Below are 25097 nucleotides of genomic sequence, written 5' to 3'. Positions count from 1 at the left end.
GGGACCGCTGACCAGCCCACTATCGGTGAGTTCTACGAGTCCACCGCCAGCGAGCAGGCAGCGATGCCAAACGTTGGCTACCCTCAATCTGCGTGAACGTCAGAAGGCGTTGGCTGACGCGGGTGGCCTCGGCGCGGATGGGCTCGACGAGATCAACCTTCCGCATCGATTGCCGTGCTCGCGCAGCGCGCTGGCGGTGGTATCTGCTTGAACGATCGGCGCTGATCACGGCGCTCGGGCATCCGCAGGCTCGAGAAGCCCTATGTGCACCTCGCGCGCCCTACGTGACCGACACGATCAGCCGGACGGCGCCGGATCTGTTGATTCGTGTCGGCAGCCGAGTACCTATTCCGATTTTGTAGACTGCCTCTGCGCCCTTTGATTCCAGTAAGCGCACTTCAGCGGTATTCTTCTATCCTTCGGACGCTTGTCGAAGCGGAGCACCTCGAGAAGGGTCCATGCCCGACCACGCACGTCAGGGATGCCACGAGCATTCAGAACTGCGGCAATGTCCGCAGGATCGGAGATCCCCCCTGCGCGCAGCTCCTGGGTAACGATCGCAACCCGAGCCGCGTGATCAATCCGATTTATGAGGCGCTGGTAAATCGGGTCACCTCTCAGCATGGGAGGCCATACATAGCAATAGACCCACACTGACAACAGTGTGGGTCTTGCTCAGGCAGAAGCCGAAGAGCTGATCAGTACTTGCGGATAATCGGTGCCGGAGCCGGCGCCGGAGCCGCAGCTGCCGTGTAGAGCGGGACGATGACGCGGCCCCACACTTCGGTGTTCTCGCCGCGCGGGAGAGATGTGACGACGTCGCGGGCGGCGTAGACCTGGGCCGTGAAGGGTCCGAAATCGTAGCCGATGAGACCGCCGAGGGCGAAGCGCCCCCGACCCGGGCCGCCATTGATGATAGCGGCCACGCTTCTGGCGCTGATGTCGAAGTTGTAGGTGCCGTAGCCGATCGCACCAATCTCGAACTTGCCGAACTTCTTCGTGGCGGTAAGGTCGAGGTTCAGCGCGTCGGAGATGATGAACGGACCGCGGGTGTTACCGAAGCCCGGCGTGTTGAGGCCGGGGAACTTGGCTGGCGAGTCATAGATATTCGCCGTCAGGTTCGCCGTCAGGTTCCAGCCATCGCCGGTGTAGCTGCCCGCGATGCCGAAGCGGTAGGTGTTCGAGGCGAGCTGCGGAAGGACGGGCGCGGCGACGAAGGCACCGGCGTTGTTCACCAGCACGCCGCGGTCGCCGTTCAGTTCGTTGAGGTAGGCGCCGCCGAGCAAGCTGACGCCGAAGTTGTTGCCGAGATCGAACGCCCAGATGCCGCCCACGAAGGTGCCGACGTTGATCGACAGGTCGCGGATGCCATTGGGGCCGCCGTTCTTGCCGAACGCAAAGACGGTAGGCGGAGCAACTACCGCCTCAATCCGGCCGCCGAGCGGCTGCCACGGCGTCGACCACACGAGGACCGGAATGTTGACGCCGACATCCACCGGCAAGGCGCTGGGCCCCGTGTCCGGCGTCATCCGATACAGGAAAGTGTCGATCGCATAGACACCTTCAGGCAGCGGAGCGCCGACGGCGAGACCGACCTGCTCACCAGGGACTGTGGTAGTCTGGGCGTACGATACTGTCGCCGTCATACCCATCGTCAGCGCAGCCGCGCCGGCAACAAGCCAGTTCTTTGTCATTTGGCGTCCCACATCTGAATTTAAGGCGTCCGCCCCGTAGCCCCGGCTCGATGTCTCTGATCGACTATTAGGTCGCGATCTTCTTAGACAGCGTCCGAGCGCCCCCTTACGGCCCTACCTCGTGTCTGAACGATTCGAATATCCTACAGCTTTGCGCGAAAGGACAGCCGGAATAGCCTAGCTCGATGGCATCGGCGCCTCAGCGTGGCAGAAATGCATCATTTTTGCGGCACCGCAGTATCGGGGATTATCACCGCTGCAAGCTGGATCCGCAGCTGACGACAGGTGGCAATCGGGGGAAAGACCCGGATCGGCCTGACGAGCGCGTGCCGCTTTCGACTTTTGTCTCGCAAGCTGCCCGGATTCGGTGTAGTTCACAGAAGTGCCGCGCCGAGCCCGCCCCCGCGTGTCGGCGTCGGATGGCGGACCGGGTACGAACAGTCTGAACAGCTTCCTTCGCCCGGTCCGCCTTTTTCCCAGCTGATTTGGATGCCGTTAGGCGCCAGCTTCACGCCGAGGCTCAGGCCGGGCTTCGAAGCGGTATACCGGAATACAATACGGGTTGCGCAGTAAGGTGCGCATCTCGGCGAGGCGCCCTCTGGTCGCCATACGTACTCACAGATTGCGCGGCCGCCGTGCACACAGCTGGCGATAATGCGCTGCACGCCGGCGATAAGCCGGCACTCGACACCGGACATGATCTAGCGAGTTGAATTCGCCCACATTCTAGCTTCCATCGGCGATGACGCTCTCTACCTCTCGCCGCGTCACTGTTGCGAATTTGCACTAGCAGAATCGGGTACGGTCACGCTTAGTGGTGGGGTAGGCCCCGGTGATCCTGGGCCGCGAAGGGGATCCGCGTAAATGTTGAAGAAGCTTCTGCTCGCAAGCGCAGCAGCGACCGCCTTGTCGGGCGCTGCTTCGGCTGCCGACCTGCCGCGTCGCGTCGCTCCGCCGCCGGTGATCGCGCCCGTTCCGGTCTTCACTTGGACCGGGTTCTACGCCGGTTTCAACGTCGGCTACGGGTTCGACGCGAGCGACAACCGTGGACCCACGGTGATCGGCGTCGGCCCGGCGACCGGCCTGGTGCCGCCCGGCGCTACCGCAGTCATCGCCTTCACGGGTAACAGAAACCTCGAAGGCTTCGTCGGCGGCGGTCAGGTCGGCTACAACTATCAGTTCACGCCGGGCTCGGGCGTTGTTGTCGGTATCGAGGCGGACGCTCAGTTCGCTGACTTCGGCCGTGATCGCAATCGGTTTATTGTCGCGACCAATCCGGCGGCCCTGGGTGGCGTGGCGGCCCAGCAAGTGTTCAACCCGAACGGTCTGGCGGGCCTTGACTGGTTCGGCACGGTGCGCGGCCGGCTCGGCTACGCCTTCGATCGCGTGCTGTTCTACGGCACCGGCGGCTTTGCCTATGGCGGCGGCGGCGGCCGCGACTTCGGCCTGCCCAACCGTGACGACTTCCAGACCGGCTGGACCGCTGGCGGCGGCATCGAGTACGCGCTGCCCACCGACTCGTTCCTGAACTTCTTCCGATCGAACGCCGTGACGCTGAAGGTCGAAGGTCTGTACGTGAACCTGGACCGCGGCCGGGGCCTAAACGGTGCCTTTGCTGTCAATAACGCGGGCACGCTCATTACGGTGGCGAGCCCGGGCGTGGTCGTGGTAAACAACGGCCTTCTGCGCCGCGACACCGAGTTCGCGGTGGTTAGGGCCGGCCTGAACTATAAGTTTGGCACCTGGTAGTCTGGAGCCGAACAAAGTTCGGCTTAAGCGTCCCCAGACCCCGATCAAATCTGGCCGCTTGGCTGAACGGCGCCCCGGGTCCTCCCGGGGCGCTTGCTTTTTTGAGCTTGATGCTGAGCGATGGACAGTCGTGGAAGGTGAAACGCCAGCGGCTGGCAGCACGAGCCTACCCCGACACGACTCGTGTGCAACTCACTGAATATGAAGGAAAAAGCCCGCCACAGCAGAACTGGGCAGGCTGAGGGTACGTAGAATAGAACCGTCAACAGAGAAGCATATCTTCCGCCGGTTGGAAACTAGGCGGGTTGGGTTGGGCATACCTACCAAATCGCGCTCTGCGGGCTGCGCATGGCCGTTTCGTGGAGGCGCACCGCTCGCAGATTGCCCTTGCCCACCGTGAAGCCGCGTCGGAGTTCGCGGACATGAGGGGCACCGTTTCGCCAAAGAACCGGACGCGAGAACGCCGGCGGTCTCATCCAGCACCCACCGCATTCAAAGGCCCATCGCCATCTTCCGAGTGACGACCGCAGGAGCTGATCCGTGAGACGTCGTGCCCCCCGTCGCCCGCACGACGAGCACGTGAGCGCCGCCCTTTCCTACTCCGTCTAACTTCAGTGAGAGACGGCCGGCACGGTCTGCGCGACAGGGAGAGTGTGGCGCTACTCCTCGTCGCCTGTCGGGACCACAGCACCACCAGCGGGCCGGCATCGCCTATCACTCCTCTGCCCCCGGCCCGCTGCCATCCCCAGGCAGGCGCGCGGCCCTACACCGCCAGCATGCCCGACACCCGCACCATCGGCGAGCTGTATAAGCTCAAGCACATCACGGACGAGCAGCTCGACGCGGCCGTCCGCGACGACCTGAACGACCCGACGCCCGGGATGCGGCTGATCGCAGAGGGCGTCGCTCTCGACGTCGCTGCGGTCGTGCTGGCCCACCCCTATGCCCGCAAGCTGCTTGGGAAGAATGGTGCGCTCGACTGCCTTCTCGGTCAGCGGACTGCATTGGCCACATCACTCAATCCGTTAAGACGACCTCAGATCCCCCGTCAGGAGTGGTCAGGATGAGGATGATGAGAACCCTGGCACTGGCGAGCGCCAGTATGGTCTGGCACGGCTTGGCCCTCGCGGCCGGCGGTACCGTGAGTCTACCAGGAACGGCCGTGATCGGCTCCGACAGCCGTGATGTGACAATGGTGTTTGCGTGTGATGACACGCAGGCGCGCGGTCAGACCGGCAGTTTGTCCATCGGCTTCGGTGTCCCTGCATTCGAGACCCTGGCGAAGCGCTTCGACTTCGACGCCTTTGAGGGGCCGGACGGCCCCCACAAACCGCTCAGCGCGATTAAGGCGACGACGGCACAGCCTCTGCGCCTTGCCGCCAGCGGCTCCATTGCAGCCGATGGCACGACGTTCGATTTCGCCGTGGCGGCCGCCATGCGGGCTGAAGCAGCCCAGCTGACCAGCGTTCACATCCTGGCCAGCGAGGTGGTGAAGGGAGGCGGGCTGCTGCGCTGGCATCAGGGGAGCCCGCGCCAGGGAGACGCCTCTATTCTGGTGACGGTGCTGATCGGCGAAGCGGACGCGGCTCGGCTCAAAACTGCGCTCGCACCCTGCTTGGGCGGCAAGTAGCAGTGCGTGGTGGTGGTAGCAGTGCGTGGTGGTGGGGACCACGATCCTGCTGGCGAGGTCGGCATGAGCGAATCGGCTGGATTATGGGCGAGCGGAATCGGCCAGAGTCTGAATCGGCGCTCGAAGCTGTGCTCGCACGGCTGGGGAGAGGTCTAGGCCTGTGAGGACAGAGGCCAGCGGAGCCGTCGCAAGGGCTGCCGGGACGGCAGGGCAGCGATGATCGGCGCGGCTTGCGAGATTCGGACAGAGTCGCGGAGCCGGCTGGCGCCATGCGGTAGATGCAAGCGGCCGATCGGCACCGAGAGCCACCGCTCGGGGTTGGTCGGAAACTGGCTCCGCAACATCGCGTTACCCGCTGTCTGGGAGGCTGCTCACCAGATGGAGGACGCCCATGCACATCCACACCGTGCTGCCCCTCATCGCGCTGCTCGCGCTCGCCGCCTGCAAGGATGAGAAGAAGGCCGACACAACCGGGACGGCCAGCCCCCCGACCGGCAACACCGTGGCGCCCACTCCGCCCCCGGCGAACCCATCGGCTCCGTCCGGCGCTCCCGCCAATCCGCCCCCCCGCGAGCAAGCCAGGTCAGTGATGACGAGCCGGGGTTGCGCCTCCGCTGCTGCGCCGCGGGATGTCAGACCTGGCAAGCATCCCGGGAGTATCTCGCCGGTCTTCTGTGGAGCTACGCCTAGACAGACAAAGGAAGCCTGCCACGGGAGGAGGACCGGGCGGGCTGAAGGGTAAGTTCTCATGCGCAATGGGCAGAGACAGCTACGTCTGCCGGCGCGGCGCCTTCACCTGCATTACAATCGCGCCTCGCGCGCGCGAGGCGCTGCGGGACGCGTGAGAGGGTGGGTATGGATTGCGTTATGGTGCCTCCGGGAAGTGCTCGGAAGTCCTCCGCACCGGTCCGGGTGGGGCACCAGTCGAGAGCCAGTCTAATCGCCTCCCAAGGGTCGTGGCAGGCGTTCGGCAAATTTGGCTAAGACTATCCTGGGCAACGCCGCTTCGGATCTCCAGGGAGCACTGCGATGTAACCGATCCCACGATGTGAGATCCCCTCACCTGCCGAGCTATCGAACGTCCGCCGCAGCCTTTCGCATCGGCCGCTGATCTAACTTTGTGACTTCTCTTTGCCCAGAGAGGCGATCAGCTTCCTAATGATCTTTGCAACATGCGCGCGTACTTTGCCGCTGTGCTCAGATGAGTCCTGTCTTGTGCCAATATCTTCGAGTTTCGACAACTCAACAATCACCTTGGCCTCCATGCCGACGTATATCTCGGGCGGGGCAGGTTCCTACCAACGCCGCGCAGCTATATATAACTTGCTGCATACCCCGAGCGATCCCAAGCAAGCGAGAATATCGCGTTACAATCTGCTACAGGCTTGATACGTGGGCGGAATTCGCCCGAGGTGGGGAGAGCCGGTGGTTGACCACACCGGTAGACAGTTCCGGACTGGCCCCGTGGCGCACACCGTGGAGGGGTGCGTGGCACAGCGCTTCTACTTCGACCTCACCGATGGCCTCACCACCATCCGCGACGACGAGGGCGTGGAGGCTGACGACTTAGCCGACGCCCTGAAGCAAGCCGAGGCCGCGCTCAAGGAGATGAGCGCCGATGGCGAGCTGACCGACCTCGAAGAGGGCTGGAGACTCGTCATTCGCAGCGGAGCCGATACGGTCCTTGCCACGATCCCGATCGTGCCGGCGAGCAGGCTGCGGTGACTGTTCCGCCGGCCTTAACCAATGGACGGCTTGGGAGCACGCCGTTCATTGAACCTCCCGAACCGCCAGTCCGCCCATGAGTTGATCGCGCAGATCAAGGTTGTCTCCTACTCCGCCCCATGGCTTCGAGCCTGGGAGGCAGAACCCGAGGCGGCCGGGCAACGACCCGGATTGGAAGAAACCAGACCTGGAGATGACCTCGCGCGCTCGGCACCGACCGGCGGCAGGGCCTTCTTCGTTGGTTAGCTACAGCCCGAACTCCCGGGCCAAGAGGATGTCCGTGATCCGCTCCTGCTCCGCGTTCAGGAACGCAGCAAGCCGGGCGGCGCTTCTGATGGGCGATGAGCGATCGCTCACGTCACTGTGTTCAGCGTCCCCCTGCCTCCCCAGTTCTGGTTGCGCAAGGTCGATCCGGCCATCAACGATCAAAGCGTGCTGTTGGCTGCTGAAATCATGGCAACAAGCGCCCGCTGGATGAGCGAGGCATAGCTTTAGGAGCCGCTCAGCTTGCTGCGAAAGCGCTGTCATTTTTCGCCTTCGAGCAAAAAAGTATCTTCAATTACATGCGGTTTTGTGACATCATAGAAGCCGCTCAAAGCTTTGCTTTTGGTCAGCCAGTTCCCGATCATCAGCCAAGGTGTTGGAGCCTCGTATCCGCAAACTGAGCAGCAGGCGACATTCGGGCGGCAGCAGCGTCCGCTGATTATGGTGTGCAGCAGCTCCATGAAAGGAGCTCCCTATGCAGAAGCCCATCTCTTACCGGCACGCCGACGGATCGGCTCATTATTCTCACTGCTATCCAGAAGATGTCAGCCGGCTCCCTCGCTTCGAGTGGGCAGCATCGCGCCGCGCCAAGCGGTCTGGGCGACGTTTGAGAACCGCCCTGAGACTGTTCGGATCGGCCTTTGCGCTCGCAACAGCAGCGTTCTGGGCGACGATGTTAGTGTCACCGCCCACCTCCGAAGCGACAGCTATTTCTGAGCGTGCGGCGCAATGCGCGCAGATCGAGCAAACCGTCCGGCCATGGCTTGACCGTGAGGTCGCACGCCGCGCTCGCGTGAGCGTCGCTGCGGGTCAGGCGGACTTCAATAGCATGCTGCTGTCGTACCAGTTCGCCCATGCGCAATGCATGTCCGGCAGGGTGCGCGACGCCGAAAACAATCTCAAGCGCCTAGACGTGATGATTGCGGCGCTGGCCGACCGATATGCTCCGCAGGACGAGGACTGAACCTCCACGCCTCGCGAACGGCTACGGTGCCTAATCGGCCGGTGCCATCTGCCGGCTCTTGGACACGTTCACCTCCTTGAAGAGCCCGTCCGGGTGGCACAGAGCGCTACACCGCCCCGGCCTTCTTGCGCGCGTCGAAGTTCGTCTGTCCCAGCCTTCGCGGGCTTGGCGGCCTCACCCCACGCATCGCCGATCTTCTTTGCGGCCTCGCTCTGGGAGAGGTCGTTGAGCTGCTTCTTCAGCTCGTTCAGCGTCTTAGAAAACGCGTCGTGGAAGCTGCGCTAGAACGGCTGCGCCGGGCGGGAGGGTTCTGAATCGCGGAGGCCAGCGGAGCCGTCGCAAGGGCTGCCGAGAGGCAGGGGCGCGGCGGAACCAGACGAACCACTACGCGTCGACTCGTTGGCCTCACCCCCACAATCGAGGTCAACAAGCCATGAAGCATCCGTCGTTCGCCGAGCTGCAGAGGCAAGTCGAAGAGACGATCGCGGACTGGAGTCATCAAGCGGCCGAACTTCGCCGATCGGCGGAGGAGTTGCTCCACGACGAGGTGATCGCCGCACGCAAGATCATCCGCGCGATCCGATGCAACCTGACGTCCACCGGAGGCAGTAGTAGGCGCGCTGGCGGCCGTTGAGGGTGCCCACGGTGTGGAGGGGACTCGTAGATGTGGCTGAGTGGTGTGGAAGGGCTCGTGGAGAAGCGGATCCCCGCGGTCCCATCTCGCACGCGTGAGGCCGCGCCGGGTGCGTAAGCCGGTGTATGGAACGAGAAGAGCCCGCCACGGCAGGACCGGGCGGGCTGAAGGCAAACAGAGAGTGTGCTGGCAGATAACCACGCCTGCCGGCGCGGCGCCTTCACCTGGGCTACCGGCTTTCAATGGCGCCGGTGTTCTTTCCGCCATGCGCTTGGCGTTGTGCCGGTCCAGCGCCGGAAGGCATGCGTGAAGGCGGCCGGCTCGGAGAACTCCAGCGCGGCCGAGATCTGCGCTAGGCTCAGGGTGGTGTCGGCCAACAACTGCTTCGCGATGCTAAGCCGCGTCTCGTCGGCGACCTGTGTGAAGCTCGTGCCTTCGGACTTCAGCCGGCGGCTCAGCGTGCGCCGATGCATCCCCATCATCTGCGCGACCTGCTGCTTGCCGAGGGGCTTCTCAGTCATCGTGGCGCGCAAGCGCTGGTGAACCTCGTCTGTCATGTCAATGGGAATGAGGGCCTCGGGACAATGTTCCGGAGGTCTCATTCGCCGCAGATAAATGGGGATTACCGGTGACGATCAGCGGGCCTCGCGGGCCGGCGGATCTACTGCGGCGATCTGTCGGCCTGAACCGGGCAGATGCCGGGCAAAGAGACGCCGACCGCGGGTGAGGACACTGCCCGGGGCCGGCGCGCCGTCCCTCGCTGGCTAGGAAAGAAGCCGGCCGGAGATGCGTGATCCAGCCGGCAGTGGGCAAGGGCCATGGGGGCTAGGCATGGCCATTGAATCAATCGAGGCGCGGCGCGGCCTGTTCCGCTGTAGGGTTGTCTTTGCGGAGCAACTCGACCGGCGCACAAAGAAGCGCCGGCAGCGGGTGAGGGAAGCCCGGCCGGCGTTGAAAGAACGTCCATAACCGCAGGCATATCGGGCGGCAGCCTGCGATGGTTCCATCTCTGCCACGATGTCGGGGGCCTCGGCGCTGGTCATCCCTGCGGCTCTTCACCGGTGAGATCTCACCCCCAGTTCGCATCCGTAGCAGGCGCGCATGCTCGGGGCGAAGTAACCCACCTGAACGACGCGGCCGCGGATCGGGTGCATCAGGCCGGCATGACCGACCCTGCCGCACGCGATACTCAAGCGGTCTTGGACGATGCTCAAGCGCTCAAGCGGGAGCGCCAGTGCCTCCGCGAACAGCGGCAGGAACTGCTGAAGGCGCTCCGCTTCGGTGTCCTCGCCCTTAGGAGCGAGAGGATGGAGCGGGCGGCGATCCGCGCAGAGATGAGGCATCGCGGCATGCCGTCCCCACCGCCGAATCGCAAGAAGGATGGGCCGGACGGGGCCTGACCGGCGATCTCAGCGCCTGCCCAGCAGCGTCCAGCCGGCGCTGATTGTGACCATGCTGGCGAGGCCCGCGTGACCCGCCGCAACCCCCGTCGCGCCTACGACGAGCACGGCCGGGGTTGCGGCCGCCGACCATCGCCGAGTTGCGCGCGGCCAGCACAGCGAACTTGCGGTTCTTTCACTTCTGCTTGGATTCAGGACGCTCGCCTGGACCCGGCGGGTGGCCGGGATCGGCTCGGCCACCTGGCTGTCCTGCGACGCCGGGCGCTCCGCCCCCAACATTTGCGCCTGGTGTCGTGCCGGTCGTGCGTGGCTCCTGTTGAGCATTCCCCGCCGCTGCCGGTTTGTCGGCTCCTGCTCCTGTGGTCGTCCCTTCCGCTGCAAGGGCGATCGAACTGAGGGACACCATGGCTGCGGCGCATGCGCCAAGAATGGGCGCAGATTTCATCGGGAGAGCTCCCTATGTACGTTGGCTGACACTGGGCTTCTGGCCCGTGTCGAACGAGTCAACGCAGGGGCCCATGCGGCAGATCCAGACAGGCGTCCGACACGGAAGGCGGCTCGCCGTGGCGGGCTGAGTGGATAGGTCAAAAAGCCTCTTGGGCTGTCTTCTTGGGGCTGCTTAGGGTGAGCTCCGATCAAGTTGCGCCGTACCCTGCTGTGGCGAGGTGTTTCAACACTTGGCCGGACGGAAGCGGGTCAGCGCGGGGTAATAGCGGCCCAGAGGTCCGGGATGGTGCGCGCGGGCAGCCACATCACCGCGGCCGTGAGCTGCTCTGCCTGCGGCTCCCGGGAGATCGGCGTGATGCGCGACATGCTGGCCCACTCTGCTCGGGTCCATGCCGAGACCGGCTGGCACCCGACCGGATCCGGCCCGCTGCCGGCACACTACAAGGTGGTCGGCCGAGACGGCCCTGGCCGGATGAGGTGAGCTGAAACGAAAAACCCCGCCACGGCGGGGCCGGGCGGAGCAAGGGATCGCAGGTCCCGAGTAGAAGAGCACATCACCGGCTCGGGCGGGATGGCCTTTTGGTACGGCCTGAGACGAAAAAACCCGGCTGCGGGATGCAGCCGGGCTCAGTGTCGAACTTGGAGTTCGGCACAGGAAAGCACAGCCTCCCCGGCTACGTCGGCACAGGAAAGCACAGCCTCCCCGGCTACGAAACAGCCCGCCGCGGCGGGGCCGAGCGGGCTGATGACAGGGCGATTCTTGACGGCCCCCCGGAGGCTCCGCACCCTGCGGGCATGGCTGAGGGATGATCCCCGGCCGGATTGAGGGACAGGGCCATGACGCCCGATCGCTTCCGCGCATGCCTTGCCCTGGTCCGTTGGTCGCAGCGGGGCTTGGCCGAGGCGCTGGAGTGCGATGACCGGCTGGTGCAGCGCTGGGACAGTGGCGAGGTACCGATCCCGACCGGATTGGCCGCCTGGCTGGAGAACCTGGCCCATAGCGCATCCCTCTCAGCGTGGCTCAGCGTACCACCACACCGTGGGACAGAACATCTAGGAGCCCGTCCGAGTAAGTACCTCGACGGCGGCGCTTTGGGATGATTCACTCGGCTCATGGCCAAGGTGTTTCGCTCCTGGGACGTCGATCAGGGCTGGCTGCTGCCACCCTCGCTGCATGAGTTCGTGCCGCCCGGGCACATGGCGCACTTCGTGCGCGATACGGTGCGCGAGGCGCTCGACCTCTCAGCCATTCTCGACACCTACACCGAGGAGCGCGGCTACCCGCCCTACCATCCCGGCATGATGGTGGCCCTGCTCCTCTACGGCTACAGCCGCGGTCTGTACTCGTCGCGTCAGCTCGCCCGCGCCTGCGAGGAGCGGGTTGACTTCATGGCCGTGACCGGCCTGAACCGGCCCGACTTCCGCACCATCGCTGACTTCCGCAAGCGGCATCTGACGGCGCTCTCGGACCTGTTCGTGCAGGTGCTGCGGCTGTGCCGGGCGGCCGGGCTGGTCGGCTTTGCCCACGTGGCGGTGGACGGCACCAAGCTGAAGGCCAACGCCTCGCGCCACAAGGCGATGAGCTACGGCCGGATGAAGGCGGCCGAGTCGACGCTGGCCGCCGAGGTCGAGGCTTGGCTGGATCAAGCGCGCGAGGCCGACGCGGCGGAGGATCGGGCTCATGGGACCGACCATCGTGGCGACGAGACACCGGCCTGGATGGCCGACAAGCAGCGGCGGCTGGAGACGATCCGCGCCGCCAAGGCCGCGTTGGAGGCAGAGGCTGCCGATCCGCCCGATCCGGAGGACGAGGACGGGCCGGGGGCCTCGTCGGGCATGCGCTGGCAAGGTCGGCCCTTGCGGGGCGAGGACGGCGGTCCGCCCGACCGGGCGCAGCGCAACTTCACCGACCCGGACAGCCGCATCCTGCCCACGCGCGACGGGTTCGTGCAGGGCTACAACGGCCAGATTGCGGTTGATGCGGCCCATCAGGTGATCGTCGCGCATCGGCTCGTGACGAACCCCGCCGACTCGCGCGCTCTCGTGCCGCTCGTCGACGGCGTCTGCACCCATCTCGGGCGCAAGCCGCGGGAGGTCTCCGGAGATGCCGGCTTTGCCACCGAGGCGAACCTGGCCGCGCTGCAGGAGCGACGGATCACAGCCTATCTCGCTCCGGGCCGTGCCCGTCACGGCGAGGCGGATGCAGCAGGTCGCCGGAGGCTGACGAAGATGCCCCTGATGAGCGCGATGGCCGTCCGCCTGAAGCGGGCTGGGCGCCGGAGCCGTTACCGTCTCAGGAAGCAGGTCGTCGAGCCGGTGTTCGGGCAGATCAAGCAGGCCAGAGGCTTCCGACAGTTCCTGCTACGTGGGCTCGATCAGGTCCGCGGCGAGTGGGCGATGATCTGCACCGCCCATAACCTCCTGAAGCTGGCGCAGGCCGCGCGCTGAGCCTGTGGCGCAGGAGCCATCCGCCCAGATCTCAACCTTAGTCCCAACGCATCAAACCGTTACTCGGACGGGCTCCTAGCTCCGCGGGCGAGGCTTGCGTCAATTCCTTGCAGCCGGGAATGCAGCGGGCGAGCAGCTCCGAATTATTGAGGGCGGTCCAGACGACCGCGCGGGGCGCCGCGACGCGGTATTCGCCAGTAATATCCACGATCCTCTTCCCTCCTGGGACGCGCCAGTCAGACCGCGCAGTAGCGGTCCTGGATCTCGGTGTCGGCGCGCAGGGCTGCGGCCGAACTTTCGTGCACGACTGCGCCCTGGTCGATGATCACGGCCCGGTCGGCGAGGTTGAGCGCCCACTCGACGTTCTGCTCGACGAGGAGCAGCGTCACGCCACGCTCGCGCAGGGACACGAACAGCTGGCCCATCTCCTCGACTAGGACCGGCATGATGCCCTCTGACGGCTCGTCGAGCAGAATGAGCTTCGGGCGCGCGATCATGGCACGGGCGATGGCGAGCATCTGCTGCTCGCCGCCCGACATCGTCACGGCGGTCTGGTCGAGTCGCTCGGCGAGACGCGGGAAGGTCTCGGCGATCTCGGCGATGGCCGCCTCCTCCTTAATCGCGTTCGAGGCGCGCAGGAGGCCGAGCTTCAGGTTCTCGCGCACCGTCAGGCCCGGCACGATGCGACGGTCCTCGGGCACGTAGGCGAGCCCCAGGGGGAAGCGGGCATGGGCCGGGCGGCCGAGCAACGCTTCCCCGAGGAAACGGACACTGCCGCCGACCTTCGGGATCAGGCCCATTACGGCCTTCATCGTCGTGGTCTTACCCGCCCCGTTTCGCCCTACCAAAGCCAGGATCTCCCCCGCCCGCACCGCCAGGGAGAGGCCGTGCAGGACGTGGCTCGGCCCGTACCAAGCATGGAGCCCCTGGATCTCAAGCATGGCCGTACCCGCTGCTCTGGCCGAGATAGACACGCCGCACCTCGCGATCGGCCTGGATCTCGGCCGGGCTGCCGTCGGCGATGAGCCGGCCGTGATGCAGCACGAGAATCCGCTCGGACAGGCCAAGAATCATCTTCATCTTGTGCTCGACGAGCAGGATCGTTCGCGTCTCTCCCAGGCGGCGCAGCAGGGCGATCATGTCCTTGGTCTCCTCGGGGCCCATCCCAGCGGTGGGCTCGTCGAGAAGCAGGAGCTTCGGGTCGCTGGCCAGTGCGATGCCGATCTCGAGGGCGCGCTGCTCGCCATGCGCGAGCGAAGCGGCAGGGCGGTCGCGACGGCTCAAAAGGCCGACATCGGCCAGGAGCTCATCGGCCCGGTTTGCCAGGTCGGGGAGGGCATCGCGCCGACCCCAAAAATTGTAGCGGCTCGTCCGCGCCTGCATCGCCGTGCGCACGTTTTCATGCGCGGTGAGCCGCGGGAAGACGTTCGTGATCTGGTACGAGCGCGCGATGCCGAGCTGCGCGAAGCGCGCCTGGGGCACCCTGGTCATGTCGCGGCCGTCGAACCGGAGACTGCCGGCCGTCGGCTTCAGGGCGCCCGAGAGCAGGTTGAAGAAGGTGCTCTTGCCGGCCCCGTTCGGACCGATGATGGCGGTGATGCGCTCCTTGCCAAAGGCGGCACTGATGCCTTCGAGAGCCGTAAAGGCACCGAAGCGACGGCCAAGCGTCTCGACTTCCAGGATAGGACTCATGGGCGACCCCACCGGAAAGAGCTCCACATCAGGGCCGTGCCCAAGAGGCCGCGGGGAAGGAACAGCACGAACAGGATGAACACGGTCCCGAGCACGAGTTGCCAATGGGATGTCCAGAGGCTGAGCACGTCCTCCAAGACCAGCACCACGAGGGCCCCGACGAAGGGCCCGAAGAAGGTGCCCGCGCCGCCGACCAGCGTCATCACCACCGCCATGCCAGAGGTGTGATAGGCGAGGCTATCGAGCGGCACGATCGAAAGGTGGATTGCCGAGAGCGCTCCGCTAAGCCCGCAGAACAGCCCGGAAAGGACAAAGGCGAGGAGCTTCGAGCGTTCCACGTCGAAGCCGCAGGCGCGGGCCCGGATCTCGTTCTCGCGGATCGCCTCGATGGCGGCGCCGAAGGGCGAGGCGAGGATGCGCGAGATCATCGAGAGGGCCCCACCTACGAAGGCCAGGACGAAGAGGTATTTGACGAGTGGGTTCAGGATGTCGAGCGAAACGGGTCCGAGGTCGATCCGCGAGACCGTAAAGCCGCGGAGACCGTTCTCGCCCCCGGTCCACGAGGAGGCCTGAAGCGCGGCGTAATAGACGAGCTGAGCGAGCGCCAGGGTCACCATGGCGAAGTAGATGCCGCGCGAGCGGATCGAGACCGCTCCGACCGCCAGCGCAAGACCGCTCGCCGCGACCGTGCCGAGTCCCATCGCCAGGAGCGGGTGAAGGCCTACGGCGCCGATGGCGATTCCGGTAAAATAGGCGCCGGTTCCGAAGAAGGCCGCATGTCCGAACGACAGCAGGCCGGTATACCCGTAGAGCAGATTGTAGCCGACTGCGTAGAGCCCGTAGATCAGCACGTTGACGGCGAGTGCCTGCGAGGGAAGCAGGAACGGCAATCCCAGAAGCGCGAGGATCGAGAGCGGCGCGCGCCAGCGTGAGAAGCTATCGGTGGCGATCGGCGAGTGCTGCGACGCGGCTCCCGCGGCAGGCGCGTCGACGACGGTCTGGTCGAGGGTCTGCATGTCTCGCTCCCCTCAGGTGCCGAGGCCAGGCTTGCCGAAGAGGCCCTGCGGTCGGATCAGAAGCACCAGAGCCATAAAGGCGAACATCGCCATGCTCGCCATCTCGGGGGCAACGAGCGCGGTCATCGAGACGACGACGCCGACGAGAAGCCCGGCGACGACCGACCCCATCAGCGAGCCCATCCCGCCTATCACCGTGACGGCGAAGGCTTCGCCGAGCACGACGTTGCCCATCTCCGGATTGACGGAGCGCATCGGTGCGGCAAGGACGCCGCCGAGTGCGGCAAGCGCGATCCCGAGGCCAAACACCCAAAGCCAGAGCCGCTGGATGTCCACGCCGAGGACCCGCAGGATCTCGGGGTCGCGTGCGCCGGCCCGCACGATCAGCCCGAGCTTGGTCCGCTCCAACCCGTACCAGAGGACGACGAGCACCAGCGCCACCACCCCCACGACGAAGAGTCGGTAGACCGGGAAGAAGCCGACGCCGAGATCGGCGACGCCGGAGAGTTCCTCCGGGGTTGCGAATGGCAGGCCGTCCGAGCCGAACAGGATGCGCACGCCCTCGACGAGCACGTAGCCGAGCCCGAAGGTGAGAAGCAGGGGATCGTCCGGTGAGCGCCCCGCCAGAGGCCGGATCAGGAACCGTTCAATCAGGAGCCCGAGGGCGCCGACCAGGAGCGGACCGACCAGCAGTGCCGCCCAGAAGCTACCCGTGCGCTCCATGACGAAAACGCCCGCATAGGCGCCGACCATAAAGACGTTGCCATGGGCGAAGTTCACGATGCCGAGCATGCCGAAGATGATCGACAGCCCGAGCGCCAGCATCACGAACACGGCGCCGAGCGCCACGCCTGAGAAGAGCTGCATCACGATCAGCTCGAGGTCAAACGACACTAGGTTCATGGCCGGATCCTGCTTGTATTCATCCGGTCAGGCGCGGTGACCGAGTTCGTTGCAGGTGCGGAGCGCGTTCTCGGAGCCCGCCTCGACCTCCAGGATCCGGAAAAGGTCCGCCTCGCCCTGCATCTCGGACTTTTTCTTGGATACGGTGATGAGCACGGACTGGATCGCCTGGTGGTCGCAGGCGCGGTAGCGCTCCGGGCCCTTGGCGACGTCGTATGTCAGTCCCTCCAACGCCGCGATGACCTTGTCGGTGTCGGTGTCGCCGGCCGCTTTCACCGCCATCAGCAGTGAGCGAACGGCGGTGTAACCGTAGGCGCCGTAATCGGTCGGGATCGCGTCGGCGTAGGCGGCCCGGAAGGCGTCGTTGAAGGCTTTTGCCGACGGGACGGTCTCCTCAAGGCGCCAGTAGTAGTTGCTGGCCCCTACCACGCCTTCGAAGGCGTCGGCGCCGCCGGCGAGGCGTTGGTTGTGCAGCAGAACCGGGACGACGATCTGGGCGCCCTTCTTCAACCCGAAATCGCTGGCCTGCTTGATGCTATTGGCCTGATCGCGGCCGAAATTGCAGATGCACAGGATGTCGGGGCGCATGGAGCGCAGCCGAGGCATGAAGGTCGAGTAGTCGGGCGCGCCGAACGGGTGCAGGATCTCGCCGACCGTCTCGGCGCCAATGGCGGCCGCCGCGCGCTTGAAGCCGCGCAGCATCTCGTGGCCGTAGGCATAGTCGGCGGCCAGGTATGCGACCTTGGTGCCCTTCTTGAACGCGTGCTTGGCCACCGCCGCGGTGGTCATGTGCGGGTTCAGCGCCTCGTGGAAGGTGTAGCGGCTGAAGTCTTTGGCCTCGTTGATCGTGTCAGACTGGCTGATCGACACATAGAGGACCTTGCGCGAGCGGGTGATCTCGTTGACGGAAAGCTGGACCGCGCTCGAAAGCGCGCCTACGATGAAGTGGACTTTGTCCTTCTCGATGAGCTCTAGCGTCCGGGTCGCGGCCTCGCCGGGATTGAGCTTGTCGTCGCGGACTAGAAGCTCGGCCGTCCGTCCGTTCACGCCACCCGCTTCGTTGAACTGCTTCACGGCGAGTTCGGCGGAGCGGATTTGATCCTTGGCTTCGGCGCCGAACGGGCCGGTGACCGGCGTCGGGAAGCCGATGCGGATCGGCTCAGCCGCGCGCGCGACGAAAGGCATGCCGATGCCGGCGAGCGCGCCAGTGGCGGCCATGCCGCGCACGAGCATCCGGCGCGAGACGGAGCCCTGGCGCGTTCCCTGTTCGATCATGGTTTTCCTCCTGTCGTCGCGCAGGCTCTTGCATGTGGCCCGCGTCGCGAAGTCCGAGTGCAATGGATCAGATCACGTCGAGAGCCCTCAGGATGCGTTCGGGCGTCATGGGAAGCTGGGAGACGCTTGCGCCGAGCGGACGCAGGGCGTCGTTGACGGCGTTCAGGGCCGCACCGCTGGAGGCGGCGGTGCCAGCCTCGCCACAGCCCTTGGCGCCGAGTTCCGTGTCCAGGGTGGGCGTCTCGACATGGACGATCGTGATATCGGGCATCTCGCAGGCCATCGGCACCAGGTAATCGGCCATCGAACCGTTCAGGAGCTGGCCCGTCTCGCCGTAGCGGCATTCCTCGAAGAAGGCCGCGCCAAGGCCCTGCACCACGCCACCGCGAATCTGCTCGTCGACGAGCAGCGGGTTGATGACGCGCCCGCAATCCTCGACGACCCAGTGCTTCAAAATCGTCACGAATCCGGTTTCGATATCGACCTCGACGAGGCTACCGTGGATGCCGTTGGTGAAGGCGAAAGGATAGCCGCGCGGCGCGAAATGGTGCGCCACCGTCAAGGCCGGCGAGACGCCAGGCGGCAGCAGGTCCGAGCGGTAATAGGCGAGGTTGGCGAGTTCCTTCAGCGTCATGCGGGGCGTGCCGTCTGCATCCGTCACCACACCGTCGCGAATGTCGAGGTTTTCCGCCTCCGCCTGGAGGATCGCGGCGGCGATCTCCAGTATGCGCAGCTTCAGCCTCCGGCTCGCTTGAAGTGCGGTCTCGCCGCCGATGCCGGCGCCCCGGCAGGCCCAGGTCGCCCCGCCGGACGGCGTCGTCTCGGTGTCGCCCGTCAGCACGCGGACATGGTCCTGGTCGACGCCGAGCCCCTCGGCGACAATCTGGCCGACGATCGCTTCGCTGCCCTGGCCCTGCTCGGTGATGCTGATCGCGCATTGCACCTCGCCCGCGGGCGTCAGCTTCAGCACGCAGCCATCCTGTGCCGAGATGTGCGCGCCCCCGACCCCATAGAAGGCGGGCGTCGGGTTGGTGATCTCCACATAGGTCGCGATGCCGATGCCGCGATGGATGCCCCTGGCGCGCAGGCGCTTCTGCTCCGTCAGAAGGCCCGGGTAGTCCATCAAGTCATAGAGTTTCGACAGACACGTTTCGAGCGAGAGCTTCTCGAACCTGTACCCGCTCGGGGTCGTGTGTGGGTACATGTCGGACGTCACATAATTGCGCCGCCTGATCTCGAACGGATCCAGGCCGAGCCTGTCCGCTGCGAGGTCGACGAGGCGCTCCGTCACTGCGCAGGCGATCGGGTGGCCGACCGCCCGGTATTGGCTCATCTGCACCTTGTTCTGGGCCAACACCGTGAGGTCAGCGCGGTAATCGGTCAGGCGATACGGCGCACCGATCAGGCGCACGACCTGATTGCCCTCCACCGCACTGGTGCGCGGATAGGCAGAGAACGGGCCGACACCCGTTACGTCATCCACCTCGATCGCCCTGAGGATGCCATCCTGCCCCACCGCGAGCCGTGCGCGCACCCGGTGGTCGCGGGCATGGATATCGCTGACGAAAGCCTCCATCCGGTCGGCGGTAAACTTCACCGGACGCTTGAGGAGTAGGCTAGCGCCCACCACGGCCATGTCCTCGTGGTAGAGGTGCAGCTTCATCCCGAAGGAGCCGCCGACATCAGGTGCGATCACTCTGACGCGCGCTTCTGAGAGGTTGAAGTGACGCGCATAGAGATCCTGAAACTGGTAGGGCGTCTGTGTCGATTGGTAGACGGTGAGGCGCTCCTCGCTCGAGTCGAAATCAGCGAGCACTGAGCGCGGCTCCATCGTCACCGCTGTGTGACGGCCGAAGCGCAGGTCGACCGAGACGGTCTGCGCGTCCGCGAAGGCGCCTGCAGTCGAGCCGGACTCGATTCGCGTGCGGAACAGGACGTTGTCGGGCGCATCGTCGTCGATGAGGGGCGTACCGGGCGCGCGGGCCGCGTCGAGATCTACAACCGCATCCAGTTCGTCGAACGCGACCTCGATCACCTCAAGCGCGTCCTCGGCCTGCGCGCGCGTCTCGGCAATCACCATGACCACCGGTTGTCCGGCCCAAACAACCTTTTCCGTAGGAAGCGGTCGCTGAGGCGTGGAGCGCATGCCCTTGAAGTGGCTGAGCGTCCCGATCCATGGTGTGCAGATCGCCTCGAAATCGGCGCCGGTCAGCACCCGATGGACACCCGGCATTGCGGTGGCGGCGGACACGTCGATCATGCCGAGCCGTGCATGGGCGTAGGGGCTGCGCAGAAAGGCCGCGTGGAGCATGCGAGGCAGCACTACGTCGTCCGTGTAGCGGCCCCGGCCCGCCAGCAGGCGTTTAGCTCCGGGGCGCGGCAGACTGCGCCCGATGTAGCGGCCTCCGACCGGGCTGTCGGCCGCCGCGCTCACGCGGCCGCCTCCGCTTCACGGTGCACATGCCCGCGGGAGCCACCTGCGCGAGCCTTCGCGACGCTCTCGATCGCATCGACGATCGCTTCGTAGCCTGTGCATCGGCAGTAATTGCCCGATAGCGCATCGCGGATCGACTCTCGCGACGGAGTGGTGCCGGACACATCGCAGGCCGCCAAGCAATCGTGGGCGACCACGAGGATACCCGGGGTGCAGAATCCGCATTGAAGCGCGTTCCGCGTATGGAACGCGGCCTGCAGGTCGGCGATGATGCCTGCGTCGGACAAGCCCTCGATCGTGTCAACCCGCATCCCGTCCGCCTGCACCGCGAGCATCAGGCAGGCATGGACCGGTTTCCCGTCTAGATTGACGATGCAGGCACCGCAGGCGCCGACCTCGCAGCCGAGATGCGTGCCGGTGAGACCCAGATCGCCTCTAAGGAAATCGGCGAGCGACACGCGAGGCTCGACGAAGCGCCGGACCTTGGAGCCGTTGACGGTAATGGAGATCGCCTGCGGTTCAATCACGCGGCATCCTCCTCGATCTCTTCCTCAATGAGGGCGGATAGAACCCGGCCGAGCAGGACGCGGGCGAGGTGCATCCGCGCCGCGGCCGAGAGGCTGTCGTCGTCGTCCGGTGACAGGTCGTCGCCGAGTGCCGCCTTGGCCGCCGCGATGGCGTCCCGGTCGAGGTGGCGGCCGGCCAGCGCGGCTTCGGCTGCGGGGGCCCGCATGGGCGTTGGTCCGACGGAGCAGAAGCTGAGCCGGGCGGAGTCCACGATCCCGTCCGGGAGCACAAGGTTCGCCGCAAGTCCGACCATCGCGTAGTCGCCGCGCCGCCGGGCAATTTCCGCAAAATGCATCCGGGCGCCGGGTGCCGACAGTGGCACGCGCACGGCCGTCAACAGGTCGCCGGGCGCAAGTGCAGTCTCATACAGGTCCAGGAAGAAGTCATCGGCCGCCACGGTGCGGACGCCGCCGGGCCCGGTGATCTCGAAGGTGGCGTCGAGCGCGCGCATGCAGGCCGGCAGTTCGGATGCGGGATCGGACAGTGAGAGGCTGCCGCCCATCGTACCGAGATTCCGGATCGCTGGATGTGCCATGTAGGCGGCGGCCTGATTCAGGATCGGCGCGTGCGCGGCGATGAGTGGCGATGTCAGCGTCTCGGCATGGCGTGTCAGAGCACCGATACGGAGTTCGTCGCTGTCGATGGAGATGCCGCGGAGCGCCTCGATCCGTCCGATATCAATAAGCAGGTCGGGGGCGTCGAGGCGCATGTTCAGGGCCGGCAGCAGGCTCTGGCCGCCAGCGAGGTAGCGCGCCTCACCTGCACAAGCCGCGTAGGCGTCGAGTGCCTCCGCCACGCTTGCGACGCGGCAGTAATCGAAGGCACGAGCCTTCATCAGCGTCCCTCCCACGAGTCGCATATCGTTGCAGTCACTTGTTGTTGACCGCTTGGTTACAAGCTATCCAGGACCCGAAGGTGTCGTCAAGCGAAATAACCAAACGGTCACGAAGCATGGATCTCCCCGGTGTCGCCGCCCAGGAACCGCTCACGACAGTTTCGGAGAAGTCCAAGCAAGCTGTCCGGCGACGCCTGCCGGCTGCGCAGCGCGAGCAACAGATCGTCGAGGCCGCAGCGCAGTTCTTCGCTGAGCACGGACTTGCCGGGCAGACGCGCGAGCTTGCCCGTGAAATCGGCATCACGCATTCGGCGATCTTCCGATACTTTCCCACCAAGGAGGCACTGCTCGATCGGGTCTATGAGCATGTCTATGTCCAGCGTTGGAACCCGGCTTGGGGCGGAATCGTGCAGGACCGGTCGCAGCCGCTTGAGGCGCGGATCCTGCGCTTCTACGGAGAGTACGCCGAGAAGATCTTCGACTACGTATGGGTGCGGATCTTCGTGTTTTCGGGACTTAAGGGTTACGACATCGCCCCCCGCTATCTCGGCATCGTCCGCGACCGGGTGATCCACCCCATCTGCACGGAGATGCGAGCGGAACTCGGCTTGCCTGCCCCTGAGATCGTGCCGTTGACCGAGCGCGAAACCGAAGCAGTGTGGGCTTTGCACGGGAAGATTTTCTACCTGGCGATCCGTAAATTCGTCTATGGCTGGCCGATCCCTAGCAATGTTTCTCAAATCATATCTGATGATGTCGGCGCGTTTCTACGAGGTTCGCCGCCGATCTTTGTAGACTGCGTGAAAAATTCGGTCAAAGACTAGGGCCTGTCGTCCCTTGATCCAGTCGCGGGTAGCGGCGAGGCAGAGGACGCCGGTGAAGCTGACGGCTGTTTTCTCGTCGCGGGTGGCCACCGCATGCCACTCCTTGAGACGCGCCCACAGGCGCTCAACGATGGTGCGGTTGGTGTCGATCCAGTCCGGACACGCCCCCGGCGCCTCATTGCGCTTGGTCGGGATCGCCGGCCGCGCACCGGTCGTCCAGATGGCCTCGCGAGCCGCGGGCTCCGTCGGTCAGCGGGGATGCTGGTCTCGGCGGGAGCCGCGGTGTATCCCGCGGCCGCTCGCCTCCTCCCATTCCTCGATCCGCTCCGTGAGGCGGGACAGGACGGAGATCAGCTGACTGTCATGCCGGGCCGCGCCCAAGGCCGTGTCGGCCCGGATGGCGGCCGCCAGTTCCTTCACCGCGTCCGTCAGATCGGCCACAGCGATCGCATCGAACACGGCTGGCCCCGCCGCGGCGACGTCCCGCGCAGTTTCGGCCTGGAGCGCTTCGGCCTTTTTCGCCTCCAGCCGGTAGTCGAGCAGGGTCTTGATGAAACCGTTCAGCGGGACGAGAGCGCCCGCCACCGCAGCCGTGATGCCGACGACGATCGCCGGCCAGCTGTCAAAGGAGACGCCCGGGTCGGCCACCAGCCCGCCTCCTCTTGCGCAGGCCGAAGGTGTCCTCGGCCGCCATGTCGGAGGCGGCCCGCCCCGACGAATGAAGCTCGGCCAGGGCGAGGACACCGTAGACCGCGATGCCGATGGAGAGCGGCGGGTAGGCTGCGGCAAAGCCGGCCGCGGTCGCGAGCCAGAAGGCGAAGCCGGACATGCACCCGAGGGTCCGGATCAGCGAGGTCTCCCGGCCGCGGCGGCCATTGATCCAGAGGGCGAGGAGGCGGGCCCCGCCCACCGAGACGGAGATCGTCCCGGCCGTGCGCTCGGTCACGCAGGACGCGATCACGCGCCATTGCGGGCCGACGAAGGTGGGCTCGGGGAGGAGCAGCACCAGCCCGAGCGTGACCATGATCAGGGAGAGCCAGACCTCGGCCCAGCGGGTCTGGCCGTAGCGGACAGCTCTGCGGATGCGCTCGTTGATGGCCGGATCGGGATCGTACTGGATCATGGCTTGGTTGGGCCAAGGCGCAAGGTAAGCCAGCCAGCAGCGTCCTTTGGAGATCCGCATGGCCGCCTCCGGGCTGCCGGTTGCATCAGCGCTTCACGACGCTCGGCAGGATGGCGCTGATCTGGGCATCCTTCTGCTGGCTGGAGCGCGAGGAGCCGAGCCAGAAGGCGATGGCGGTGCCCAGCGCGAGGTTGGCTGCGCCATAGGCTTGGCTCAAGAGCTGGTAGACGCGCTCGGGGATCTCGCCCTGGATGAAGTAGAGCGCGCTGGTCAGCAGCGCCCAGGCGGTGAGGATCGCCAGCGTGACGATCGCCGGCATGGAAGCGGTCCAGTGACTGGCCTGCGCCAGCCCGAGCTACATCTGGCGGGCGTTGGCGAGGTCGCCCAGCTCAGCGAGCTGCAGCTTCGCGGCGGCCTCGATCTCGGCGAGCTTGATCTGCGCGCCGGAGGGATCGGCCTGCACCGCCTGGCTGATTGCCTGCGGGGTGGCCGGCACGTCGAGGGCCGCGCCGATGGCGGCTGCTGCCGTCTTACCGGCGGCCGCGCCGATGCCGCCGCCGAGCGGCCCGCCCAGCGTGGTGCCGAGGAGCGTGCCGAGAGAGGGCAGCCCGACCTGCGCGAGCTGCCCGGCGAGTTGAAGCCAATCCATGTGAGGAGGTCTCCACCCCTCTCCTGTTTCTGAGAGGGGGCGTGCGCGCGGCGGGCCCGGCCGGCTCGGGTGGTGACGAGATCGAAACGGGAATTCCCGTAACGTAGCGAAATCAACGGCTTAAGGCGGTGGTGAACTGCCGCGGATTTTGCGGTAGTTCGATCAGGCGGCCTTGCCGCGCCACAGGCGCTTGAGCGCCCGCAGCAGGCCGCCGGTCCGCACCGTGCTCGCCTTCGGCGGCGCACCGCCTGCAGGCCGCACCCCGGCGGTCGCGGCCACGACGACCGGTGCTGTGACCAGGGCGAGCGCTTCCGTCCAGACGCCGGCCACCCGCGTGGTCCAGCCCTTCCCGAAGGTGGGCCAGCCCTTCAACGAGCGCAGGAAGGCCAGGCGGCGGTCGCACAGCGCGTTGATGAGCCACCGCTGATCCGTCCGCGCGACCGCCGCCAGGGTCACCGCTCCGATCACCCCGTCATCCGCCACGCCGACCAGGCGCTGCAGCGCGATGGCCGCCCGCGCCGGCCCGCTGTTCACCGCGAAATCGAACACGGCATAGTCGAGGCCGGCCGGCAGGTCGTCGCCGCGCACCGCGTCCCAGTAGCGGGTGCGGTAGATCGGGGCGACCTTGGCGAGCGTGAGCGCCCGAACGTCGGCGCGGGTGGCGGGCCGCCCGAGCACTGCCGAGAGCGTGCCGAGGGTCACGCCGAGATTGGTCGGGCCGCCGGGATCGTCGGGGTGATCGACATACCCTCCCTCGTGCGCCAGGACGAGCTTCAGCGCCCGGTCGTAGGACGACGCGGCCATGGGGGATCTCCGATGTGGGG

General features: G+C 65.9%; 28 protein-coding genes and 1 pseudogene. 10 read left to right on the top strand and 19 right to left on the bottom strand.

The features are described 5' to 3' along the window. The first annotated feature begins 73 nt into the window (after positions 1-73). Positions 74-211, top strand: coding sequence for a hypothetical protein (locus MNOD_RS46275; protein ID WP_157091415.1), 138 nt, complete (start codon positions 74-76; stop codon positions 209-211). A gap of 487 nt (positions 212-698) precedes the next feature. On the opposite strand, the gene MNOD_RS09840 is transcribed toward MNOD_RS46275, so the two are convergent. Further along, entirely contained in the window at positions 699-1694 is a 996-nt protein-coding gene (locus MNOD_RS09840) for a transporter family protein (RefSeq protein ID WP_015928719.1), read from the bottom strand. An 867-nt stretch (positions 1695-2561) separates the two neighbouring features. On the opposite strand from MNOD_RS09840, the gene MNOD_RS09835 reads away from it, so the two are divergent. The 3 genes from MNOD_RS09835 to MNOD_RS09825 all read left to right on the top strand — a co-directional run bounded on the left by MNOD_RS09835 (position 2562) and on the right by MNOD_RS09825 (position 5073). Beyond that, positions 2562-3443: an outer membrane protein gene (locus MNOD_RS09835; protein ID WP_043750787.1), complete on the top strand. Its 882-nt coding sequence runs from the start codon at positions 2562-2564 to the stop codon at positions 3441-3443. A 776-nt stretch (positions 3444-4219) separates the two neighbouring features. Beyond that, complete coding sequence (locus MNOD_RS09830) at positions 4220-4510, top strand: hypothetical protein (RefSeq protein WP_015928717.1); 291 nt, start codon at positions 4220-4222, stop codon at positions 4508-4510. A gap of 5 nt (positions 4511-4515) precedes the next feature. After that, positions 4516-5073: a hypothetical protein gene (locus tag MNOD_RS09825; RefSeq protein WP_157091414.1), complete on the top strand. Its 558-nt coding sequence runs from the start codon at positions 4516-4518 to the stop codon at positions 5071-5073. A 1112-nt stretch (positions 5074-6185) separates the two neighbouring features. Here the strand turns inward: MNOD_RS09825 and MNOD_RS46270 are convergent. After that, a complete protein-coding gene (locus MNOD_RS46270; protein WP_157091413.1) occupies positions 6186-6338 on the bottom strand; it encodes a hypothetical protein in 153 nt (50 codons plus the stop codon). A gap of 223 nt (positions 6339-6561) precedes the next feature. On the opposite strand from MNOD_RS46270, the gene MNOD_RS09820 reads away from it, so the two are divergent. Then, a complete protein-coding gene (locus MNOD_RS09820; RefSeq protein ID WP_043748419.1) occupies positions 6562-6798 on the top strand; it encodes a DUF6894 family protein in 237 nt (78 codons plus the stop codon). 524 nt (positions 6799-7322) lie between these two features. Here MNOD_RS09820 and MNOD_RS46265 read toward each other — a convergent pair. After that, complete coding sequence (locus MNOD_RS46265; RefSeq protein ID WP_015928713.1) at positions 7323-7523, bottom strand: hypothetical protein; 201 nt, start codon at positions 7521-7523, stop codon at positions 7323-7325. A gap of 14 nt (positions 7524-7537) precedes the next feature. Here MNOD_RS46265 and MNOD_RS09810 point away from each other — a divergent pair, with 14 nt between their 5' ends. Continuing rightward, positions 7538-8026, top strand: a complete 489-nt coding sequence (locus tag MNOD_RS09810) for a hypothetical protein (RefSeq protein WP_015928712.1) — start codon at positions 7538-7540, stop codon at positions 8024-8026. 433 nt (positions 8027-8459) lie between these two features. After that, positions 8460-8660, top strand: a complete 201-nt coding sequence (locus tag MNOD_RS09805) for a hypothetical protein (RefSeq protein ID WP_015928711.1) — start codon at positions 8460-8462, stop codon at positions 8658-8660. 239 nt (positions 8661-8899) lie between these two features. Here MNOD_RS09805 and MNOD_RS09800 read toward each other — a convergent pair whose 3' ends face one another. Continuing rightward, on the bottom strand, positions 8900-9181 hold the full coding sequence (locus MNOD_RS09800) for a helix-turn-helix domain-containing protein (protein WP_244424695.1): 282 nt from the start codon (positions 9179-9181) through the stop codon (positions 8900-8902). A 642-nt stretch (positions 9182-9823) separates the two neighbouring features. On the opposite strand from MNOD_RS09800, the gene MNOD_RS46260 reads away from it, so the two are divergent. Together MNOD_RS46260 and MNOD_RS09785 are read left to right on the top strand one after the other, a co-directional pair. Then, complete coding sequence (locus MNOD_RS46260) at positions 9824-10060, top strand: hypothetical protein (RefSeq protein ID WP_043748410.1); 237 nt, start codon at positions 9824-9826, stop codon at positions 10058-10060. A 1560-nt stretch (positions 10061-11620) separates the two neighbouring features. Further along, positions 11621-12955 (top strand): IS1182-like element ISMno38 family transposase, encoded by a 1335-nt coding sequence (locus MNOD_RS09785; protein WP_012631034.1) that lies wholly within the window; start codon positions 11621-11623, stop codon positions 12953-12955. A 37-nt stretch (positions 12956-12992) separates the two neighbouring features. Here MNOD_RS09785 and MNOD_RS42820 read toward each other — a convergent pair whose 3' ends face one another. The 9 genes from MNOD_RS42820 to MNOD_RS09745 form a co-directional block, all read right to left on the bottom strand. Further along, a complete protein-coding gene (locus MNOD_RS42820; RefSeq protein WP_015928703.1) occupies positions 12993-13163 on the bottom strand; it encodes an SRPBCC domain-containing protein in 171 nt (56 codons plus the stop codon). Between the two features lie 28 nt (positions 13164-13191). Beyond that, positions 13192-13896, bottom strand: coding sequence for an ABC transporter ATP-binding protein (locus tag MNOD_RS09780; protein WP_015928702.1), 705 nt, complete (start codon positions 13894-13896; stop codon positions 13192-13194). Then, positions 13889-14647 carry an ABC transporter ATP-binding protein gene (locus MNOD_RS09775; protein ID WP_015928701.1) on the bottom strand — a complete coding sequence of 253 codons (759 nt, stop codon included), beginning with the start codon at positions 14645-14647 and terminating at the stop codon, positions 13889-13891. The genes MNOD_RS09780 and MNOD_RS09775 overlap by 8 nt, the downstream gene beginning before the upstream one ends. Beyond that, positions 14644-15663, bottom strand: coding sequence for a branched-chain amino acid ABC transporter permease (locus MNOD_RS09770; protein WP_015928700.1), 1020 nt, complete (start codon positions 15661-15663; stop codon positions 14644-14646). Before MNOD_RS09770 ends, MNOD_RS09775 begins: the two co-directional genes overlap by 4 nt. Before the next feature lie 12 nt (positions 15664-15675). Then, positions 15676-16566 (bottom strand): branched-chain amino acid ABC transporter permease, encoded by an 891-nt coding sequence (locus tag MNOD_RS09765; RefSeq protein ID WP_015928699.1) that lies wholly within the window; start codon positions 16564-16566, stop codon positions 15676-15678. Between the two features lie 27 nt (positions 16567-16593). Then, positions 16594-17841: an ABC transporter substrate-binding protein gene (locus MNOD_RS09760; protein WP_015928698.1), complete on the bottom strand. Its 1248-nt coding sequence runs from the start codon at positions 17839-17841 to the stop codon at positions 16594-16596. Positions 17842-17908: 67 nt separating this feature from the next. Beyond that, positions 17909-20275 (bottom strand): xanthine dehydrogenase family protein molybdopterin-binding subunit, encoded by a 2367-nt coding sequence (locus MNOD_RS09755; RefSeq protein WP_015928697.1) that lies wholly within the window; start codon positions 20273-20275, stop codon positions 17909-17911. Continuing rightward, a complete protein-coding gene (locus MNOD_RS09750) occupies positions 20272-20802 on the bottom strand; it encodes a (2Fe-2S)-binding protein (protein WP_015928696.1) in 531 nt (176 codons plus the stop codon). Before MNOD_RS09750 ends, MNOD_RS09755 begins: the two co-directional genes overlap by 4 nt. Further along, positions 20799-21677, bottom strand: coding sequence for an FAD binding domain-containing protein (locus MNOD_RS09745; RefSeq protein WP_015928695.1), 879 nt, complete (start codon positions 21675-21677; stop codon positions 20799-20801). The genes MNOD_RS09750 and MNOD_RS09745 overlap by 4 nt, the downstream gene beginning before the upstream one ends. A gap of 116 nt (positions 21678-21793) precedes the next feature. Between MNOD_RS09745 and MNOD_RS09740 the strand changes: the two genes are divergently transcribed. Further along, positions 21794-22501, top strand: coding sequence for a TetR/AcrR family transcriptional regulator (locus tag MNOD_RS09740; protein ID WP_015928694.1), 708 nt, complete (start codon positions 21794-21796; stop codon positions 22499-22501). Between the two features lie 12 nt (positions 22502-22513). Here the strand turns inward: MNOD_RS09740 and MNOD_RS42815 are convergent. The 6 genes and pseudogenes from MNOD_RS42815 to MNOD_RS09715 form a co-directional block, all read right to left on the bottom strand. Then, positions 22514-22732, bottom strand: a pseudogene (locus MNOD_RS42815) (transposase); the annotation flags it as partial. Between the two features lie 18 nt (positions 22733-22750). Then, positions 22751-23149 (bottom strand): hypothetical protein, encoded by a 399-nt coding sequence (locus tag MNOD_RS09735; protein WP_015928692.1) that lies wholly within the window; start codon positions 23147-23149, stop codon positions 22751-22753. After that, positions 23124-23684, bottom strand: a complete 561-nt coding sequence (locus MNOD_RS47960) for a hypothetical protein (protein ID WP_015928691.1) — start codon at positions 23682-23684, stop codon at positions 23124-23126. The genes MNOD_RS09735 and MNOD_RS47960 overlap by 26 nt, the downstream gene beginning before the upstream one ends. A gap of 25 nt (positions 23685-23709) precedes the next feature. Further along, entirely contained in the window at positions 23710-23943 is a 234-nt protein-coding gene (locus MNOD_RS48875) for a hypothetical protein (protein ID WP_043748409.1), read from the bottom strand. Positions 23944-23979: 36 nt separating this feature from the next. Beyond that, entirely contained in the window at positions 23980-24273 is a 294-nt protein-coding gene (locus MNOD_RS48870; RefSeq protein ID WP_043750779.1) for a hypothetical protein, read from the bottom strand. A 162-nt stretch (positions 24274-24435) separates the two neighbouring features. Continuing rightward, positions 24436-25077: a glycoside hydrolase family 108 protein gene (locus tag MNOD_RS09715; RefSeq protein WP_015928690.1), complete on the bottom strand. Its 642-nt coding sequence runs from the start codon at positions 25075-25077 to the stop codon at positions 24436-24438. Positions 25078-25097 lie beyond the last annotated feature (20 nt).

This window comes from Methylobacterium nodulans ORS 2060, from assembly GCF_000022085.1.
GTDB classification, from domain to species: Bacteria; Pseudomonadota; Alphaproteobacteria; order Rhizobiales; family Beijerinckiaceae; genus Methylobacterium; species Methylobacterium nodulans.
The sequence above is the reverse complement of the archived record's forward strand: the minus strand, read 5'-3'. Positions and strand labels throughout refer to the sequence as shown.

Excerpts from the sequence above, each read along its gene's own strand:
- MNOD_RS09840 (WP_015928719.1), bottom strand. The coding sequence starts at position 1,694 with ATGACAAAGAACTGGCTTGTTGCCGGCGCGGCTGCGCTGACGATGGGT.
- MNOD_RS09830 (WP_015928717.1), top strand. The coding sequence starts at position 4,220 with ATGCCCGACACCCGCACCATCGGCGAGCTGTATAAGCTCAAGCACATC.
- MNOD_RS09825 (WP_157091414.1), top strand. The coding sequence starts at position 4,516 with ATGAGAACCCTGGCACTGGCGAGCGCCAGTATGGTCTGGCACGGCTTG.
- MNOD_RS46270 (WP_157091413.1), bottom strand. The coding sequence starts at position 6,338 with ATGGAGGCCAAGGTGATTGTTGAGTTGTCGAAACTCGAAGATATTGGC.
- MNOD_RS46265 (WP_015928713.1), bottom strand. The coding sequence starts at position 7,523 with ATGGAGCTGCTGCACACCATAATCAGCGGACGCTGCTGCCGCCCGAAT.
- MNOD_RS09810 (WP_015928712.1), top strand. The coding sequence starts at position 7,538 with ATGCAGAAGCCCATCTCTTACCGGCACGCCGACGGATCGGCTCATTAT.
- MNOD_RS09805 (WP_015928711.1), top strand. The coding sequence starts at position 8,460 with ATGAAGCATCCGTCGTTCGCCGAGCTGCAGAGGCAAGTCGAAGAGACG.
- MNOD_RS09800 (WP_244424695.1), bottom strand. The coding sequence starts at position 9,181 with ATGACTGAGAAGCCCCTCGGCAAGCAGCAGGTCGCGCAGATGATGGGG.
- MNOD_RS46260 (WP_043748410.1), top strand. The coding sequence starts at position 9,824 with ATGACCGACCCTGCCGCACGCGATACTCAAGCGGTCTTGGACGATGCT.
- MNOD_RS09785 (WP_012631034.1), top strand. The coding sequence starts at position 11,621 with ATGGCCAAGGTGTTTCGCTCCTGGGACGTCGATCAGGGCTGGCTGCTG.
- MNOD_RS09780 (WP_015928702.1), bottom strand. The coding sequence starts at position 13,896 with ATGCTTGAGATCCAGGGGCTCCATGCTTGGTACGGGCCGAGCCACGTC.
- MNOD_RS09775 (WP_015928701.1), bottom strand. The coding sequence starts at position 14,647 with ATGAGTCCTATCCTGGAAGTCGAGACGCTTGGCCGTCGCTTCGGTGCC.
- MNOD_RS09770 (WP_015928700.1), bottom strand. The coding sequence starts at position 15,663 with ATGCAGACCCTCGACCAGACCGTCGTCGACGCGCCTGCCGCGGGAGCC.
- MNOD_RS09765 (WP_015928699.1), bottom strand. The coding sequence starts at position 16,566 with ATGAACCTAGTGTCGTTTGACCTCGAGCTGATCGTGATGCAGCTCTTC.
- MNOD_RS09760 (WP_015928698.1), bottom strand. The coding sequence starts at position 17,841 with ATGATCGAACAGGGAACGCGCCAGGGCTCCGTCTCGCGCCGGATGCTC.
- MNOD_RS09745 (WP_015928695.1), bottom strand. The coding sequence starts at position 21,677 with ATGAAGGCTCGTGCCTTCGATTACTGCCGCGTCGCAAGCGTGGCGGAG.
- MNOD_RS09740 (WP_015928694.1), top strand. The coding sequence starts at position 21,794 with ATGGATCTCCCCGGTGTCGCCGCCCAGGAACCGCTCACGACAGTTTCG.
- MNOD_RS47960 (WP_015928691.1), bottom strand. The coding sequence starts at position 23,684 with ATGCGGATCTCCAAAGGACGCTGCTGGCTGGCTTACCTTGCGCCTTGG.
- MNOD_RS48875 (WP_043748409.1), bottom strand. The coding sequence starts at position 23,943 with ATGCCGGCGATCGTCACGCTGGCGATCCTCACCGCCTGGGCGCTGCTG.
- MNOD_RS48870 (WP_043750779.1), bottom strand. The coding sequence starts at position 24,273 with ATGGATTGGCTTCAACTCGCCGGGCAGCTCGCGCAGGTCGGGCTGCCC.
- MNOD_RS09715 (WP_015928690.1), bottom strand. The coding sequence starts at position 25,077 with ATGGCCGCGTCGTCCTACGACCGGGCGCTGAAGCTCGTCCTGGCGCAC.